Origin of the sequence: Lacticaseibacillus absianus, from assembly GCF_013407595.1 — a bacterium.
GTDB lineage: Bacteria > Bacillota > Bacilli > Lactobacillales > Lactobacillaceae > Lacticaseibacillus > Lacticaseibacillus absianus.
This window is the reverse complement of sequence record NZ_JABEKX010000002.1, coordinates 51,767-69,160: the sequence shown is the minus strand read 5'-3', so window position 1 is coordinate 69,160 and position 17,394 is coordinate 51,767. Positions and strand designations below refer to the sequence as shown.

The window sequence follows — 17,394 nt, the reverse complement described above, 5'->3', positions numbered from 1 at the left end:
TCCGCCCCTCCTATTCGCCTTCGTAGCTCTCCAGTCGTGCATCGAAGTCCTCTTCGGATTCGTTGAGCCGCATGACATGGATGTCTTCGGGATCGAAGGTCAGCCCGACCGTCTCACCGTCTTGCGCCGGGTTCGTCGAGTGGATCAGCCACTCGTTCTTAGCCCCATCGTAGGCCACGATCTCGTAGTAGTCCCCGCGGAACAGCTGGGTGTCCACCGTGACGGTGACCTTGCCTTGATCGACCGGCGTCAGGTCCAGATCCTCTGGCCGCAGCACGACCTCGACTTGCTCATGCGGCCGCATGCCGGCATCGGCGCACTCGAACTGCTTGCCGTTGAACTCCACCACGTAGTCTTCGATCATGTAACCGGAGACGATGTTCGATTCACCGATGAAGTCGGCGACGAAGTGGTTGATCGGCTCATCATAGATGTCGACCGGGGTGCCGGACTGCTGCACCTCGCCATCGTTCATGACGAAGATCTCGTCGGACAGCGCCAAGGCTTCCTCCTGGTCGTGGGTGACGAACAGGAAGGTGATGCCCAAGCGCTGCTGCAACTCACGTAGCTCGTATTGCATGTCCTTACGTAGCTTGGCGTCCAGCGCGGACAGTGGCTCGTCCAGCAGGAGCACTTCCGGCTCCAGCACGATCGCGCGCGCGATGGCGACCCGTTGCTGCTGGCCGCCGGATAACTCTGCGATCTCGCGGTCCGCCAAGCCGACAAGCCGGACCATCTTGAGCGCAGAGGCCACGCGAGTCTGGATCTCCTGCTTATCCTTCTTCTGGATGCGCAGGCCGTACGCGACATTCTCAAACACGTTCATGTGCGGGAACAGCGCATAGTCTTGGAATACCGTATTGACCTTGCGCTCATTGGCCGGAATGTCATTCATCCGCTTGCCACCGAACAGCACATCCCCAGATGTGACGTCCAAAAAGCCGTTGATCGCGCGGAGGATCGTGGTCTTGCCGCTCCCGCTTGGGCCCAATAACGTGTAGAATTTGCCCTGCTCGATTTCGATGTTGATGTCTTTGAGGACCACGGTGTCGCCGTAGGTCTTGTTCACGTGCTTCAGTTCAATGATCGTCTTACTCATAACTTTTCCAACTCCTTGATTGCGATTGCGCCTACAGGTAAGACGCGGTGGCGACCAGCAGGATCTCGCTGCGGGTCTTGGCCGCATTGACGATCCGGTGCTGCTGCGTGGCGTGGAAGTAGATCGTCTCCCCGCGCTTAGCGGTATAGCTTGCAGGGCCAAGCTCAAGTGTGACCCGCCCGGAGACGACGTAGATGAACGTCTCGGCCGGAGACGGTTCGAACGTCTTGAAGGTGCCGCCTGGTGCGAAAGTGAGCCGCACGGGCTCCATCTCGTTCTCGTTGCTTTCTGGGACCAGCCAGCGTAGCTTGAACCCGCGGGCTTCGTCAAGGTACTCGACTTGATCGTCACGGGTGTAGACGAGCTGTGTCTCGCGCGTCTCAGTGAAGAACTGCGCCGGGGTCTGCCCAAGCACGTTCAAAATATCAAAGAACGTCTCCATCGAAGGCGAGCTCTGATCATGCTCGAGCTGAGAAATATACCCCTTGGTCAGGTCGGTGCGCTCCCCGAGCTCCTCTTGTGTCAGATTCTTCTGGATCCGCAGATCCTTGATCTTTTGCCCTATTTCCATAGCACACCGCCTTCTCCTTGGTTTCGTAAAACTAAACTGAAAGTTTAATACTGCGTTGCTAATTATACCGAGTCCCGCTTGGAATGCAACCGTGACTCGGCCAAAAAATCATGACAGTTTAATGACAAGACCGTGCGAACACCGCGACCTTCTAGCCCCAAAAGACGACCCCTGAGCTGGCGGTAGCGCTGGCACGATAGTTGGCCAAATCACTGGTCACCGCCGTCGTGATGATGATCGGCCCGAGTAACAGAATACTGCCACCGATCGACCCGAAGCGCCCATCGGTTCGGATCAAAGATGTGCTTGTCATCTGTCTGATCCCGGCTTGCCGAATAAAGTGATGCCGCACCATCACGTGCAGCATCCCGTCGACTGACCTCAACCCCAAAAACACGCGATCATTAACACTGTCAGCACAATAAAAAAACTAGTGCCCGGTCCGGGCACTAGTGAGATGGCGCTAGAGATCATCTAATTCGGTCAGTGTTGCGGCGTTCTCAGTGTAGTTGACGCCTTGGCTGAGCTTCTGCGCCAAGTTACCGCCAATGTATCCCTGCTCGAGGAGGTCGTGGATCGCGGCACGTTCGGCCGCCAAGGCGACCGAGCGGAGGCGCTGCATCTCCCGCTCGTACTGAACGCTCTTATGCGTCGTCAGCGCCTTGACGCTAGCGATGCGATTGCGGTACTGCACGATCAGGGAGTAGATCACCTGCCGATTCGGCTGCGTTTTGCGGTGCGCTGGGTCTTTTAGGTAGGTGCTGAGCGCCTTGAGCCCGGCCTTCGCCAGCTCTTTTTCGATGTACAGTGGCTGCTGGTAGCGCGCGGCCTTGCGCTCACGCTCACTGGCGAGTCCTAGCCACCAGTGGCGCACACGCAGCTGGAGCTTATCGAGGACCATGTGCGCAGTCAGATGCCCGTTGCGTTGCGCCATATCCGTCAGGTCACGCCGCTTCGCCAGCAGGTGCCGCCGGTTCTTGCGGAAGTGCTTCTCCGCGATCTCGCCGTCGTCATACAACTGTGCGAGGCGATCAAGCTCCGCCGAGACGCCGACTAGGCGCAACGCGATCTCCTCCTGGACCATCGGCGGCAGCGTATTGCTCGCATCTTCTTGCAGGTCTAAGCGGCGGATCAGGTCCTGATACTCGGTGATCAGGTCCAGCACCGGTTTTTGGTTCTGCTCCCGCCGTTCGCTTTCCAGTCGTCGCACCGCCATCTGATATAAGAAGCGCTGTGCTTGGACCGGCGTGATCTGCCGCACGCTGCGTTCCGCGGCCTCTGCTACGGCATCGTCATCGGCCGAGACGGAGGATCCGCGCACCCGCAGTGGCGTGCGCGACTTGGTGAACAGCGGCAACGCGACGACAGCGACGACAAGGCTCAAGACGACGAAGCCCGCAGCGATGAAGAGCATCAAGCTGCGCTCGGGGAACGCCCGTCCGTTCGCCAATGTCATCGGGACCGCTAGCACCCCAATCAGCGTGATCGCGCCACGCACCCCGGACAGGCCAGACAGCAGTGCCATACTGAAGTGCGGCCGCGGATCGTGGTGCCGCCACGCGCCGACCAGCAAATAGCCATAGGTCCACAGCGTGCGCAGCGCCAGCATCACGAGGTAGACCAAGACGACGTCGAACAGCGCCTGCCAGGTGCTGATCTCACGACTCTGGATCGTCATGCTCATCGCCACTGGTAGCTCGATTCCGAGGATCAGAAAGATCAACCCATTGAGCGTGTAGACGACGATATCCCAAGTCCGCTCTGACACGATCCGAAGCTCCGGCAAGGCCGAAATGTAACGATTGCCCCCAGAGTTGTTGACCAGTCCCGCCACGACGACGGCGATCACACCGCTGGCCCCGATCAGCTCGTCGACGATCAGGTAGATCAAAAACGGCGTGACGAGCTGCAACACCGTGTGCAAGATGACATCATTGATCCCCTGCTGGAGCAGCCACACGCGCAGTAGGTTGATCAGCGCCATCAAGATGACGCCGGCCAGCGCGCCGATCAGGCTGACGAAGAAGAAATCGCCGACGGCATGACTGACCACAAAAGTCCCGGTGACCGCTGCCGCGATCCCGTATTTGAACCCGATCAATCCGCTTGCGTCATTGATCAGGCTCTCCCCGCTGATCAGGTGCAGCAAGCTGCTCGGCAGCTTGACCCGGTTGGCCAGGCTCTGCACCGCGATCGGGTCCGTCGGCGCCATGATGGCGGCCAGCGCGAAGCAGGCGGCCAGCGGCATAGCTGGGATCAGCCAGTGCAGGAAGAAGCCGCAGGCGAACGTGATCAAGAAGACGAGCCAGATCGCGTTACCGAAAATCGGTCCCCGTAGCGCCCAGAGTTCCTTACGTGGAAAGCGCCGGCCGTCATTGTACAGCAACGGCGCCGTGAATAGGAGCATGAACCAGTCTGTTTCCATGTCGATGCGCAGCCCGAACAGCAAAGCCGCGCCAAGACCCAGCGCGGCTTGAATCAGGGACACCGGCACGGCCACAAGGTAATGGCTAATCACATTGCTGGCGATAACGAGGGTGATCAGAAGCAACACGGCTTCGACAACGTGCATAGGGTCTCTCCTTTCTGACTCAGGCTTCGGCGCCGATAATGCGGACCTCCGGCTCTAGGTGTAGCCCGAATTGCTCAAACACATTCTGTTGCACATACCCGATCATGCGCAGGTAATCGGTCGCCGTCGCATGGTCGATATTCACGATGAATCCAGCGTGCTTCTTCGAGATCTGGGCCCCCCCGATCACGTGCCCCTGCAGACCAGCCTGCTGGATCATCGGGCCGACGTAATGGTCCGGCGGACGCTTGAACACTGACCCACAGGAGGGGTACTCCAGCGGCTGCTTCGCCGCGCGTTGCGCGTTCAACGCATCCATCTGGGTCCGGATCGTCAGTTTATCGGCCGGCGTCAACGCGAACGTTGCGCTGAGCACGATCGCCCCGTTGTCCTGCACGAGGCTGTGTCGGTAAGCGAACGCCATATCCGCGTTCGAGTAGGTCACCACCTGGCCGTCCTGGGTCAGCACCGTCGCCGTCGTCAGCACGTCACAGACTTCACCGCCGTATGCGCCGGCGTTCATGAAGACTGCGCCGCCGACGCTGCCGGGGATGCCGCAGGCGAACTCCAGCCCACTGAGCCCCGCCCGGTAGGCAAACTCCGTTGTGTCGATCAACCGGGCCCCAGCCTGCGCCGTCACCTCGTGACCGGTGACCGTCAGCGCCGCCATTTCAGTCAGCATCACGGTCAACCCGCGGATCCCACCATCGCGCACGATCAAGTTCGAGGCGTTCCCGATCACCGTCAGCGGCAAATCATGCGTTTGGGCGTAACGGACCAGCGTCTGGACCGCCGCGACCGTCTGGGGAAACGCGAGCAGGTCGGCTGGGCCACCGGTCTTGGTGAAGGTGTAGCGGCTGAGCCGTTCATTCTTAAGGATGCGGATCGCATCCAGCTCTGGCATCTCGGCTGCCAAGTGATCAGATCCTTTCAATATTGTCTGGTATCAGTTTAGCACAGAACTGCGGCCACCGCGATTTGAGCCGGGCACGGTTTTCAAGTACAATGGGGGCAGACCAACAACCGATAGGAGATGCGCACATGAAGCTGATTTCATGGAACGTCAACGGACTTCGCGCCGTGCTGAAAAAGGACTTTGATGAGACCTTCGCCGCCTTAGACGCAGACTGGTTCTGCCTGCAGGAGACCAAGATGCAGGCGGGTCAAGCGACGCTTGAATTGCCTGGCTACCACCAATACTTCAACTACGCTGAGCGCAAGGGCTACTCCGGCACCGCGATCTTCACCAAGCACGAGCCGCTGGCGGTCACTTATGGCATCGGCACGCCCGAGCACGACACCGAGGGCCGCGTGATCACGTTAGAGTACCCGAACTTCTACCTGATCACTGTCTACACCCCGAACTCTGGCAGCGAACTCAAGCGTCTGGAATACCGGCAGGACTGGGACAAGGCTTTTCTCGCCTACACCCAAGCCCTAGCGGCCAAGAAACCCCTCGTCTACTGCGGTGACCTCAACGTCGCCCACCAGCCGATCGACTTGAAGAATCCAACCAGTAACCATCACAACGCTGGGTTCACCGACGAGGAGCGCGCGGACTTCTCTGCTCAGCTCGAGGCGGGCTTCACCGACACCTTCCGGCACTTCTACCCCGACCAAGAAGACATCTATTCGTGGTGGAGCTACCGCTTCGGCGCGCGTAGCCGCAATGCCGGATGGCGCATCGACTACTTCGTCGCCAGTGACAACTTTGTGCCGTTCATCCAAGACGCCAAGATCCACACCGAGATCCTCGGCTCCGACCACTGTCCGGTCGAGCTGGAGACGGTGGACCTGTTAGGAGCATGACCATGAATTTTATCGCAATGGACTTCGAGACCGCCAGCCGTCAACGGGCCAGCGCCTGCTCGCTCGCGATCGTTGTGGTCGAAAACAGCCAGATCACCGATAGCTTCTACACGCTGATCGACCCGGAGACCGAATTCGATCCCCAAAACGTTCGCATTCACCACATTCGCCCCGCTATGGTGGTCGGTCAGCCGACCTTTCCTGCCGTCTGGCCGCACATCGCCAGCTTCTTCACCCCCAGTCGGATCGTGACGGCCCACAATTCGCCGTTCGACGTCTCCGTTCTACGCCGGACCCTGGAGCGCTACGACATTCCAGTCCCACGCTACCAGGTGATCGACACTGTCCGCACCTCGAAACGGCTGATGCCCGAGTTGCCCAACCACCGGCTAGATACGGTGAGCGCCGCGATGAACATCAAGCTCGCCAATCACCACAACGCATTGGCCGACAGCTACGCCTGCGCCCGCATCCTGCTGGGCCAGGCCGCGCAGTTCGGCGAATCCCAACTGCGCCCGCTGATGAAGATTACCGCGGCGTGACCGCTTGCTCGCTGACCCATGACCCGGGCCCCTGACTGCCATCGCTGGCGCCAGGGGCCCGGGTCATTTGGGTCGCCTGCGCGCGTCAACGCAGGGATCCGTTCGACCACCACCATTGGCGTCCAAACATTTCCCAGGCAATTAAAAAAGCTGAGACGTCAAAGTCGTCTCAGCTCCGGCCACGGTACCCGCAAGCCCGCGCTCGCGCACTCTCAGTCCAGCGCGTCTAGCAACTGCTGGGCGCGCGTACCGACCGGTTCAAAGGTCAGGGTGCGCTTGTTGTCGTCTGTGGGATCTTTGTGGAAGTGGATCAGCAGGTAGTCCTCCGGCATCGCGACCCCGAGGAAGTCCGGCCACTCGACCACACTGACCCCGTCGCCTTCAAAATACTCTTCTAGCCCCAGGTCTGCCGCACCACCGTCTTCTAGCCGGTAAATATCCATGTGGTACAACGGCAACCGGCCGCCTTGGTACTCGCGAATGATCGTGAAAGTCGGGCTCTTGATGTAGTCGCGCAACCCCAGTCCTTGGGCCAAGCCTTTCGTGAAACTGGTCTTGCCAGCGCCAAGGTCCCCGTCAAGCAACAGGATGTCGCCTGCTTCAAGGTGTGGGGCGAGCCGGCAGGCAAAAGCCTGCAGTTCTGCTTCGGTCAAAAATTCCATGGCGTCTCCTAGTCTGTGATGTTCTGGGCCGCGGTGATGATCGCGAGCTTGTAAACATCTTCCTCATTCGCGCCGCGGGAAAGGTCCGCGACCGGCGCGTTGAGGCCTTGCAAGATCGGGCCGATCGCTTCGAAACCGCCGAAGCGTTGCGCGATCTTGTAGCCGATGTTACCAGCTTGCAGGTCGGGGAAGATGAAGACGTTGGCATTCCCGGCCACGTCCGAATCCGGCGCTTTGAGCTTGGCGACGGACGGCACGAAGGCGGCATCGAATTGCAGTTCGCCGTCGAGTACCAGGTCTGGCGCTAGTTCGTGCGCGATCTTGGTCGCTTCAACGACCTTATCCACCTGTGGTGCCTTGGCCGAGCCCTTGGTCGAGAAGCTCAACAAGGCGACTTTTGGATCGATATCGAACAGCTTGGCGGTCCGGGCGGATTCAACGGCGATCTCAGCCAGCTCCTGCGCGTTCGGGTCGATATTGATCGCGTTATCTGCGAACAAGTAACGCTCGTCGCGGCCCCGTTGCATGATGAAGGCGCCACTGATGCGGGACGCATCCGGCCGGGTCTTCACGATCTGCAACGCAGGGCGCACGGTGTCCGCCGTGGAGTGAACGGCACCGCTGACCATCCCGTTAGCCTTGCCAAGGTAGACGAGCATGGTCCCGAAGTAGTTCGGATCCTTGACGATCTGATCGGCTTGCGCCGGCGTCGCCTTGCCCTTGCGCCGCTCAACGAAAGCCGCTGCCATGTCATCATGGATCGCGTCAGTGGTCGGGTCGCGGAGCTCGACTTTGGTCAGGTCGAAGCCCTTGGCCGTGGCCACAGACTTGATCTCGTCTGCGTTGCCGAGCAGGATCGGCTTCAGCAGGCCGTCCGCTGCCAGACGCACCGCCGCACCGATGATACGTGGGTCGTTACCCTCAGGGAAAACGATGGTCAGATCTTTGCCGTTGATCTTTTGTTTCAAGCTATCAAATAAATCCAAAAGGAGTCCCTCCAATGTGATGGTCATGTTAGCGCATTCACGCTTCGGTGATTATCATACCAGTCCCCTCGCGCTGCGGCAACATCCGCAGGCCGTTACTGGGACACTTTTGCCGCTCGACTATTACACCTGAGGCGTCGCCTGTAGCTGCCAGTCGATCGGTCCCTCACCCATCTGTGCCAACAGCGCATTCGTCTGTGAGAACGGGCGGCTCCCGAAGAAGCCGCGGTAAGCCGACAGTGGGCTTGGGTGGACCGAGGTCAGGATCGCGTTTTGACTGCGATCGATCAATGCCGCCTTCGCCTTAGCTGCGCTACCCCAGAGGATGAATACGACCTCACCCCGGTCCGACAGTGCCGCGATCGCCGCGTCCGTCAACGTCTCCCACCCGTGATGCTGATGGGAGTTCGCCTGCCCGTCACGCACCGTCAAGACCGTGTTGAGCAGTAGCACCCCCTGCGTCGCCCACGATTTTAGGTACCCGTGGCGCACCGGCGCGTAGCCAAGGTCGTCTTGCAACTCCTTGTAGATGTTCTGGAGCGAAGGGGGCAACGGCACTTCCGGGCTGACCGCGAAGCTTGCCCCGACTGCCTGGTTCGGGCCGTGATACGGATCCTGACCGAGGATCACGACCTTGGTCTGGGCGAACGGCGTCCACTCGAACGCCTGAAAGATGTGGTGCATCTCGGGATAGATCGTCCGCGTCGCGTACTCTTGCTTCAGAAATTGGTGAAGCTGCGCGTACTCCGGCCCGGCGAACACCGGCGCCAGGACCGTCTGCCAATCATTGTGGATCAACGTTTTCACTGTGCCACCTCCATTTGTTCGCCTTCTAGTGTACAAAAGCGCCGCCGGCTTGGCTACCGAATGCGGCGATTTCATGCTATTCTTATGAAAGAGAATGCGCATTCAACAATGGAGGGATCAGTTTGATCAAAATCATCGCATCAGACATGGATGGCACGCTGCTCAACGACAAGATGCAGGTCTCTGCAGGCAACGCCGCGGCGATCAAAGCCGCAAAGGCCGCAGGGATCGAGTTCATGGTCGCGACGGGGCGTAACATCTCCGAGGCCAAGCCACTTTTGGCCGAGCACGACTTGAACCCTGCGTTCATCGCGCTGAACGGGGCGCGCGTCTACGACGAGAGCGGCGTGCTCAAAGTCGACGTCCCACTGGACCGCGACATCCTGCCGATGATCATCGAGACGCTCGCGAGCCGCCACATCTACTTCGAGCTGGTGACGGACAAAGGGGTGGTCTCCGATAACAAGGTTGCGCGGATCCAGAACGTCGCGGATCTGCTCGTCAACCTCAACCCGGACACGACCTATAAGATCGCGGTTGCCCTGGCGGCAGCACGGCTCGAGCTGATGAACATCACCTACGTCGACGACTACGGCCCGATCCTGGCTGACCCCGCCACCGAAGTGATGAAGATCATCGCGTTCGCGGCCCAAGGGCAAGACGTGCTGGGCGACCCGCAGCGTGAACTCGAAGCGACCGGACGCCTCGTCGTGACCTCCAGCTCGCGCACGAACATCGAGATCAACCACATCAACGCGCAAAAAGGCATCGCCCTCAAGGCCTACGCCGCGCAAAAAGGCATCACGATGGATGAGGTGATGACCGTCGGTGACAACCTCAACGACGCGTCGATGATCGCGATGGCCAAGTACGGCGTCGCGATGGGCAACGCGATCCCCCAGATCAAGCAGATGGCGTGGATGACCACTGCGATCAACACCGAAGACGGGGTGGGCAAGGCGATCATGAAGGCGATCGAACTCAACGCAGCGGAAAAGTGAGATGAGCGAGCATGCGACTGTACATCGACGCGCAAGCGCTACAAGACGGCGGGATGACCGTGGTCAAAGATGACCAGTCGACACCGCGCTACATCCTGACCGGCCGCCACGGCCTGGCCAATGACGGGTTCAATCTGCACACCATCGCCGGTGAGTCGATCGGTAGTATCCGCCAAAAAACCGTGGGCTTCTTCCCCCGCTACGACCTGTATATCGACCGCCAGCGCATCGGTTCGGTGAAAAAGGTGCTCGGCCTGTGGCACGAATTCGTCTTCGTCTCCGATCTCAACTGGATGATCATCGGCAACCTGCTTGCGAATGATTATCACGTCTACCACGGGGTGAAGACCGTGACCACCATCGCGGCGGTCGGTGCCGCGACCGGCACGACCTTCGAAGTCGATATTCGCAACGACGCCGACGTCCCCGCCGGCCTCCTGATCGCCGCGATCCTCGATCGCTGGCGTCAGACTCAGTTGCGCAACCCACTGATGCGGCGCACGCCTGGCGTCAGCTACGGGATGTGACCCACCACCTCACAGAGCGTCCGCCCTTCGTCTAAGAAGCGCGGACGTTTTTGCAGTTCGCAACGATCAACGCCGCTCAGAACCGTAGATCAGCGTCACGCACGAATTACCGAGCAACTTGATCCAGCGGTGCGCGCCCGACGTATACCCCATCGAGACACCCGAACACGATCAGGTCGATCAGTGCGGTCACGCCTGCGATCGCCCAAAGTGAAGTCACGCCAACCCGCGCAGACGTACCAAGTTTGACGCAAACCACCTGGAGCAATAGAAATAGGCCCGTATCACTGAGTAGCATCGCAAGCCACAGCAACACTGACGCGTACACGTCTTCCAAAAACCGCGCCCCGATCAACTGCGCGCGGGTGAAGCCCAACCCATGGAGCTGCCTCAGGTGGTCCAGCTGCTGACTGGACTTGAGCATCGTCATGGTCACGACATTCGCGATGACCAAGAGGGCCGGTGCCCCTGCATAGGCGAAGAAGGCCGCCACCGCGTTAGCGACATCCACCCCTTCAGGCCCAGCAAGCCCAAAGAGGATCGCATACAGCCCGGCGACCAAGGTCTGCACGATCAAGACTGGCACGCCGGCGGTCACGATCTGAGCTGCGTTGGCCAGGCTCTGGGCTCTTGCGGTCGAGATCAATCCGCCCTGACAACCCGCGGACACCTTAGTCAAACCTCGCAGCAGCCAGGAGAGCCCCCAGCGACTTGCCGCAGTCTGGAGGAAAACAAGAAAGAATAAAGCGAAAAATAACCCCTGCACGCCTTTCAACGCAGGGGCTTGCGGCAGCCCCAGTGACCAGTCATCGCGCCAAATATAACCGATCGCAGCAACCAGACCGATAAGCGCTACGGCGGTGAAGAACCCCGCTGAAGCGGAAACACGCGGTTCAGCGCCCAACGCACGCGCCAGGACCTGACGGGTGCGCAGTGATCCGCCAAGAAGACAGGTGAGGATCACGATCGCCATGGTGAGCCCCCAACTGGTGAGTGAGGCGCTGAACGCAACGTCAGGCAGCATGTCTCGCCCGATCAACGCCTGCAAGTGCGAATAGACCGGGCCGATCATCAACACCGCACACCAATAGCCACCACCCCCAGCTAGCGCACCCAGCACCCCGAGTTGCGTGCCCACGAGCAGCGCGACCTGCCGCGGTGTACTGCCAAGCGTGACCCACAGTTGATACTCCCTGCGCAAGGCCTGAATAACTTGCCGGATGACCCCCGCCATCACGAAAAACAGCGTCAGGCCGCCAAAGATCATGGGCGAGACAAACATTGGGGTGGGGTCCACTGAGGGACCGTCCGCGCGCGTAATGACCGCTTGGATCGACGTGAGCCCGATCGTACACAAGGCGATCAGCCACCCCGAGACCCCGAACACAAAGCTGGCGGTCAGCCACAGCCGCCAGGCGTGTTTGAACTGCAAGAGGCCCAATCGGATCATACGTGCACCTCCTCAGACCCGCGCATCGCGGCAAAAAGGGCCCCCTCGCTGGGGTGCCGAAACGCGCATACGATCTGCCCATCACGCAACAACAACGCACGATCGGTCTGCGCGGCTTGCGCAATATCGTGGGTGACCATCACCACACAGGCCCCTGCTTGGGCGAGTGCCTGTAACCGCGTGAAAATGATCTGACGAGACACCGTGTCAAGCGCGCCAGTCGGCTCGTCTGCAAAAACGACTTGTGCGCGTTCAACAAGCGCCCTTGCGATCGCGACCTTCTGCTGCTCCCCACCCGACAACGCGGCAGGCAACTGCGTGAGCGACGCCTCAAAGCGGAGGTCGTTCATCAGCCGTTGCACGGCCGCCGCATCAATATGTCGGTGCGCGAGCCGCAGGGGGAGCACGATATTGTCAAATGCGGAAAGCGCCGGCAGCAAGTTATACGACTGGAAGATGTAGCTGATCACGGTTCGCCTCAGAACAGCTAGTCGCGTCGCAGTCAATTGGCTGATATCGCTGCCTTGAATGAAGACGTGGCCATCACTTAAAGGGGTCAGGCCGGAGAGACACCGCAATAGTGTCGACTTGCCCGATCCAGACGGGCCGAGAATGCTCACGAATTCCCCCGGCGATGCGGCAAAATCGACGCCGCGTAAGATCTCCTGCGTTGGCCGCCCTGCCCCAGACCGGACGCGCTTCATCACGCCGGTCGCTTCAATTATCGTTCCCATTGTTTTTCCCTCTGCTTCCGTCTACTGCCGATCAGGTGCTTTGGCGACCACTTGGTACACGACGGCATCCACATTGTAGCGGTAATACGCGCGCAGGAGCCGTTTCACGTGCCTTGTCTCCTGCCACAGCAGTGGCCGCAGCAGACAGACGATCAGCGCGGCAACGATCGCCCCCAGCAATCGCCCGAATGTGAGCACCTCAAGCCCCGCCCAGTTCTGCCAGAGGATAATGACGGGCGAGAGCAAGCACACGCCTGCCGTGCCCCACAGTGCCAACTGAGTCGAGATCAGCACGACCGCTGCCAGCCAGAAGAACAAGAAGTTGAACGTGAGGCTACCGAACAACGCAAAGAAGTTGAAGTGGCGGGTCACCACTTTGTCTTCGCCAAAAAAATAGCTACTTTCGACATCTAACAGCCGCGCCAGATCCTGGATGGCTGTCACCGGTGGGGTGTGGTGCCCACGCTCCCACCGTGCAACCGTCTGCTGCGTCACAAACAACTGATCGGCCACCTGCGCCTGCGTGAGGCCCTTCTGATGACGTCTGATGCGTATGCGTTCACCGATCGTTTCGACCATACCGTCAGCTCCCTTCCAACCTCCTTCATTAAGCCACATCGCGTCGCTGACGCCTAACAATTTATTTGATCGGTCCACCTTTTTGACCCGTTGCGGCACTTAACCCGGGAAATAACGCTGGTGTCAGCCCAGCGGCCGCCGCTCTGAGGCCGTTCAGTGGCCACGCTGGCGGCGACTGATGGTGATCCGGCTCGCTAAGGTTCACGATACCTACACTAAAAAAACGCACACAGCGCGTGCGCGTCTTGGACCGTCCTCAGTCATGGCCACTGCTCACAGTGCCTTGACCATATGGTTGTACCGGTGCGAGCCGATCATCAGCTCGCCCGCCTTGGTGTAGCCGACTTTGCGGTACAGTTGCTCGGCCCGCGGGTTAGTCTGGTCAACGTTCAGCGATAGCAGGCGTTCGCCGCGTGCCCGTAGCAAGGCCTCGACCCCGGTCAGCAGCGCTGTGCCGACCCCGTGGCCCTGCGCGCTCGGTGCGACCGCTAGGGTGTCGACATACCATTCACCGGCCGCAGTCTCAGTATCCGGGAACAGTTCTTGATCGGGCGCCATCCCCAACTCCGGCAACAAGGGGGCAAAGGCATCATCGATATGCGCCTCGGCCGCGTGGGGGTAACCGACGAGGATCCCGTCGACACCCGCCTCTCCGACGTGGACGAACGTCTGCGGGTAACCATAGCGGTAGTCTTTCAATAAAAAGGCGCGTTCGAAGATGGCGGTCAACTGCGCTGACGGCAACGCCATCAACTCAGGCACTTCCATCTCTTCGAAGACAATGTTGATCAGCGGCACCACAGATCGGGCGTCCGCCGGTTGAGCAGGACGGATCATACGACATCACGGCGTTCTCCCCGTCAACGCACGCCGCCGTGATCTCCCTCCTTTACACGCGCGCTGGCATCGGGTCGTATTCAGTATAGCACACCGCGATCGCACCCCCGAGGCCCGGTCAAAGGGGACCAAGTGCCGATCAGCCCGTCCGGGTCGATCATCGCGCCCGCCTGCTCGAGCAGTCCAGTCGCTTTTATGGCTCACCGCGCAGCCAAAGTCACGCAAGGTTTTTTGTCGGGGCCCACACAGCATGCCGCGCCCCATCATCCGCCGGTGAAAGAAGGCGTCGCCCCGCTTAACCCGCGGGCGCTCAAGGTGTCTCCAATCGTCACCGGTGGCCACTACATCTTGTGTGCAGGCCGGTTCTCTGCTACCATTGCGATGGTGACTCTGACGGCAGAAAGTGGCACCAGAACGACACAGATGAAGGAGCGAACCGGGTTGAAAGTAACGTTTAAAGACGTCACTTTGTCCTACGACGGGAAGAAAGACACCCTCAAGCATCTCAACTTCGAGATTCCTGACGGCGCGCTAGTTTCCCTGCTGGGGCCAAGTGGTGGTGGCAAGACAACGACCCTGAACCTGATTTCAGGATTGCTGCCCGCGACCAAGGGGCAGATTTTTTTTGGCGACACAGACGTGACCAAAAAAGACGCCTTGGCGCGCAAAGTCGGCATGGTGTTCCAAAACTATGCCTTGTATCCGCATCTGAGTGTCCGCGATAATATCGCGTTCCCGCTGAAGATGCAAAAAGTCAAGAAGGCGGACCGCTACAAGCGGGCAGAAGAGCTGGCGAAGCTCGTTCACGTCGACGACCAGCTGGACAAGAAGCCCGGCGAGCTGTCAGGTGGCCAACAACAGCGAGTCGCCATCGCGCGAGCGCTGGCGAAATCGCCGTCGCTACTGCTCCTGGATGAGCCGCTGTCGAACCTCGATGCACGCCTGCGCATCGAAATGCGCCAGGAGATCCGCCGCATCCAGCGGGAGACCGGCGTGACGACGATCTTCGTCACCCACGATCAGGACGAGGCCCTACACATCTCGGATCACATCATGGTCCTTGCGCACGGGTCGATCCAGCAATTCAGCACCCCGACCGCCTTGTACGAAGCGCCGAGCAACTTATTCGTCGCGAAGTTCATCGGCGAGCCAGTGATCAACACGCTACCGGCTGACGCGCTACGCGCCGATCTCGTCGCCAGTGTACCGGCCAGCATTTTGGCGCGTGCCGTCACGGCCGGGGTCCGCAGCGAAGCGATCGTTCCGTTCGACAACGGTCAAGGCATGGTCGCCACGATCCACGCCGGCTTGCGTCAGACGCAGAAGTTCGGGCGTGAGGCGACCGCGGAGCTGACCTACAATGGGGCCGTCCTGTTGTCCACCGAGATGGCCGGGCTGCCCACCGCACAGACGGAAGGCGACTTCTTCCTGACCAAGGCCGGCTTCTTCCTCTTCGATGAGGCCGGCGCGTTGATCTTTGGCGGTGACGACCATGATCAATGAGAAGCCGACGATCAAGTCCTCGCTGAAGGCACTGCTATACCTCTTGCCGATGCTGGTGATCACCCTTGTCTTCAACATCTGGCCGATCATCTCGAGTTTCTTGATGAGCTTCTACACGGACTACAACTTCTACACCGATCAAGTCGGCGGGCTCGGGCTCGACAACTTTATCACGCTGTGGAACGACCCAGATTTTCACTTGGCGGTCCGCAACACGCTGATCTTCGTCGCCGGCGTCGTGCCGACCACGGTGATCTTATCGCTCGTGATCGCCTTGCTGCTCAATCAGGTCAAGTGGCTCTCCGGATTCTTCCGGACCGTGTACTTCCTGCCGTTCGTCACCAGCACCGTCGCCATCGCCATGGTGTGGAACTGGATCTATCACTCCGATTACGGGCTGATGAACTACTTCCTCGGGTGGTTCGGGATCCATCCGATCAATTGGTTGACCGACCCGCACTACGCCCTGCTGGCGCTGATCATCATGAGTATCTGGAAGGGCCTGGGGTTCAACATCATCTTATTTCTCGTGGGGTTGAACAACATCGATAAGGGCTACTACAACGCCGCGGAGATCGACGGAGCCAACGCGCTGCAACGCTTCTGGAACGTGACGATCCCGCTGCTGTCGCCGATCACCTTCTTGGTCTCGGTCAATGGCATCATCGGCTCCTTCAAGGTGTTCGATCAGATCTTCGCCTTGTTCCAAGGCACGCCGGGACCAGGGAAGGCCGACTTGACGATCGTGTATTACCTCTATCAGAAGTTCTACACGGAGTACAAGTATCCGGTCGCCGCTGCCAGCGGTGTGGTCCTGTTCTTCCTCATCTTGCTCGTGACCCTCGTTCAGATGTGGTACTCGCGCAAGCATGTGCACTACTAGGAGGACACTATGGCCAAAAAACTAAGTAAGGTCCTGCTGTACGCGATCGTGGCGCTCGGCGCCTTGACGATGCTGATCCCCTTCCTGTGGATGATCTCAACATCGCTCAAGACCTCGCCTGAGACGATCAAGACGCCACCAGTCTGGATCCCCAAAGCCCTCCAGTGGGGCAACTACCTCAAGGCGTGGCAGGCGGCCCCGTTCGCCCGCTACTTCGTCAACAGCGTGGTCGTCACGACGGTCACCACCGTCGGCCAGCTGTTCACCAGTATCCTCGCGGCCTTCGCCTTCGCCCGCCTGAAGTTCTTCGGCAAGAACCTGATCTTTGTCATCTTTTTAGGGACGATGATGATCCCAGGCGAAATGCTGATCATCCCGAACTTCGTGACACTGTCCAAACTGGGCATGATCGACCACTATGCGGCCTTGATCGTGCCGTGGCTGGCCAGCTTCTTCACGGTCTTCACCCTTCGGCAAGCGTTCCAATCGACGCCAGAGCAGATCTACTACGCCGCCAAGATGGACGGCGCAACGGACTGGAAGTACCTCTGGACCGTCTTGGTGCCGATGAGCAAGTCGACCATCACTGCCGTCACCGTACTTCAAGTCATCGGCTCGTGGAACGCCTTCATGTGGCCGCTGATCGTCACCAACACCGAAACGATGCGGACGCTGCCGGTCGGGCTGCAAGCCTTCACGACCGACGCCGGCACGGAATATCAGCTCCTAATGGCCGCGTCGACGTTCGTCATCATTCCGATGGTCGTGTTGTACATGTTTTTACAAAAATACATTATTGCTGGGATCTCTAAGGCTGGATTGAAAGGATGAG

At 59.6% G+C, this 17,394-nt stretch carries 19 protein-coding genes; 7 read left to right on the top strand and 12 right to left on the bottom strand.

Annotated elements, in window-relative coordinates:
- Nucleotides 1-10 precede the first annotated feature (10 nt).
- The 5 genes from HII33_RS05285 to murB all read right to left on the bottom strand — a co-directional run bounded on the left by HII33_RS05285 (nt 11) and on the right by murB (nt 5,146).
- The gene (locus tag HII33_RS05285) at nt 11-1,099 is read right to left on the bottom strand and encodes an ABC transporter ATP-binding protein (RefSeq protein WP_179394773.1); all 1,089 of its coding nucleotides are present in this window, start codon (nt 1,097-1,099) and stop codon (nt 11-13) included.
- Nucleotides 1,100-1,130: 31 nt separating this feature from the next.
- Entirely contained in the window at nt 1,131-1,670 is a 540-nt protein-coding gene (locus HII33_RS05280; protein ID WP_179394772.1) for a helix-turn-helix domain-containing protein, read from the bottom strand.
- Between the two features lie 151 nt (nt 1,671-1,821).
- Nucleotides 1,822-1,983, bottom strand: a complete 162-nt coding sequence (locus HII33_RS05275) for a hypothetical protein (protein WP_179394771.1) — start codon at nt 1,981-1,983, stop codon at nt 1,822-1,824.
- Nucleotides 1,984-2,133: 150 nt separating this feature from the next.
- Nucleotides 2,134-4,242, bottom strand: a complete 2,109-nt coding sequence (locus HII33_RS05270; RefSeq protein WP_179394770.1) for a cation:proton antiporter — start codon at nt 4,240-4,242, stop codon at nt 2,134-2,136.
- Nucleotides 4,243-4,261: 19 nt separating this feature from the next.
- A complete protein-coding gene (gene murB / locus HII33_RS05265; RefSeq protein ID WP_179395749.1) occupies nt 4,262-5,146 on the bottom strand; it encodes a UDP-N-acetylmuramate dehydrogenase in 885 nt (294 codons plus the stop codon).
- 137 nt (nt 5,147-5,283) lie between these two features.
- On the opposite strand from murB, the gene HII33_RS05260 reads away from it, so the two are divergent.
- Both HII33_RS05260 and HII33_RS05255 read left to right on the top strand, forming a co-directional pair.
- Nucleotides 5,284-6,051, top strand: a complete 768-nt coding sequence (locus tag HII33_RS05260; RefSeq protein ID WP_179394769.1) for an exodeoxyribonuclease III — start codon at nt 5,284-5,286, stop codon at nt 6,049-6,051.
- A 2-nt stretch (nt 6,052-6,053) separates the two neighbouring features.
- On the top strand, nt 6,054-6,593 hold the full coding sequence (locus tag HII33_RS05255; protein ID WP_179394768.1) for a 3'-5' exonuclease: 540 nt from the start codon (nt 6,054-6,056) through the stop codon (nt 6,591-6,593).
- A gap of 212 nt (nt 6,594-6,805) precedes the next feature.
- Here the strand turns inward: HII33_RS05255 and tsaE are convergent, their stop codons facing one another.
- The 3 genes from tsaE to HII33_RS05240 all read right to left on the bottom strand — a co-directional run bounded on the left by tsaE (nt 6,806) and on the right by HII33_RS05240 (nt 9,048).
- Complete coding sequence (tsaE, locus tag HII33_RS05250) at nt 6,806-7,255, bottom strand: tRNA (adenosine(37)-N6)-threonylcarbamoyltransferase complex ATPase subunit type 1 TsaE (protein ID WP_179394767.1); 450 nt, start codon at nt 7,253-7,255, stop codon at nt 6,806-6,808.
- An 8-nt stretch (nt 7,256-7,263) separates the two neighbouring features.
- Nucleotides 7,264-8,241, bottom strand: a complete 978-nt coding sequence (gene pta / locus HII33_RS05245) for a phosphate acetyltransferase (RefSeq protein ID WP_179394766.1) — start codon at nt 8,239-8,241, stop codon at nt 7,264-7,266.
- Nucleotides 8,242-8,364: 123 nt separating this feature from the next.
- Nucleotides 8,365-9,048, bottom strand: coding sequence for a uracil-DNA glycosylase (locus HII33_RS05240; protein WP_179394765.1), 684 nt, complete (start codon nt 9,046-9,048; stop codon nt 8,365-8,367).
- Nucleotides 9,049-9,170: 122 nt separating this feature from the next.
- Here HII33_RS05240 and HII33_RS05235 point away from each other — a divergent pair, with 122 nt between their 5' ends.
- Nucleotides 9,171-10,049 (top strand): Cof-type HAD-IIB family hydrolase, encoded by an 879-nt coding sequence (locus HII33_RS05235; RefSeq protein ID WP_179394764.1) that lies wholly within the window; start codon nt 9,171-9,173, stop codon nt 10,047-10,049.
- Between the two features lie 11 nt (nt 10,050-10,060).
- Complete coding sequence (locus HII33_RS05230; protein ID WP_179394763.1) at nt 10,061-10,576, top strand: LURP-one-related/scramblase family protein; 516 nt, start codon at nt 10,061-10,063, stop codon at nt 10,574-10,576.
- Nucleotides 10,577-10,682: 106 nt separating this feature from the next.
- On the opposite strand, the gene HII33_RS05225 is transcribed toward HII33_RS05230, so the two are convergent.
- The 4 genes from HII33_RS05225 to HII33_RS05210 all read right to left on the bottom strand — a co-directional run bounded on the left by HII33_RS05225 (nt 10,683) and on the right by HII33_RS05210 (nt 14,176).
- Entirely contained in the window at nt 10,683-12,026 is a 1,344-nt protein-coding gene (locus HII33_RS05225) for a hypothetical protein (RefSeq protein ID WP_179394762.1), read from the bottom strand.
- On the bottom strand, nt 12,023-12,760 hold the full coding sequence (locus HII33_RS05220) for an ABC transporter ATP-binding protein (RefSeq protein WP_179394761.1): 738 nt from the start codon (nt 12,758-12,760) through the stop codon (nt 12,023-12,025). The genes HII33_RS05225 and HII33_RS05220 overlap by 4 nt, the downstream gene beginning before the upstream one ends.
- A 21-nt stretch (nt 12,761-12,781) precedes the next feature.
- Nucleotides 12,782-13,339, bottom strand: coding sequence for a helix-turn-helix transcriptional regulator (locus HII33_RS05215; RefSeq protein ID WP_179394760.1), 558 nt, complete (start codon nt 13,337-13,339; stop codon nt 12,782-12,784).
- A gap of 273 nt (nt 13,340-13,612) precedes the next feature.
- Nucleotides 13,613-14,176 (bottom strand): GNAT family N-acetyltransferase, encoded by a 564-nt coding sequence (locus tag HII33_RS05210; protein ID WP_179394759.1) that lies wholly within the window; start codon nt 14,174-14,176, stop codon nt 13,613-13,615.
- A 423-nt stretch (nt 14,177-14,599) separates the two neighbouring features.
- Here HII33_RS05210 and HII33_RS05205 point away from each other — a divergent pair, with 423 nt between their 5' ends.
- The 3 genes from HII33_RS05205 to HII33_RS05195 are packed head-to-tail and all read left to right on the top strand — an operon-like array spanning nt 14,600 to nt 17,393.
- Nucleotides 14,600-15,679: an ABC transporter ATP-binding protein gene (locus tag HII33_RS05205; RefSeq protein WP_179394758.1), complete on the top strand. Its 1,080-nt coding sequence runs from the start codon at nt 14,600-14,602 to the stop codon at nt 15,677-15,679.
- Nucleotides 15,669-16,562 carry a carbohydrate ABC transporter permease gene (locus tag HII33_RS05200; protein ID WP_179394757.1) on the top strand — a complete coding sequence of 298 codons (894 nt, stop codon included), beginning with the start codon at nt 15,669-15,671 and terminating at the stop codon, nt 16,560-16,562. The genes HII33_RS05205 and HII33_RS05200 overlap by 11 nt, the downstream gene beginning before the upstream one ends.
- 9 nt (nt 16,563-16,571) lie before the next feature.
- Nucleotides 16,572-17,393 carry a carbohydrate ABC transporter permease gene (locus tag HII33_RS05195; protein ID WP_179394756.1) on the top strand — a complete coding sequence of 274 codons (822 nt, stop codon included), beginning with the start codon at nt 16,572-16,574 and terminating at the stop codon, nt 17,391-17,393.
- Nucleotide 17,394 lies beyond the last annotated feature (1 nt).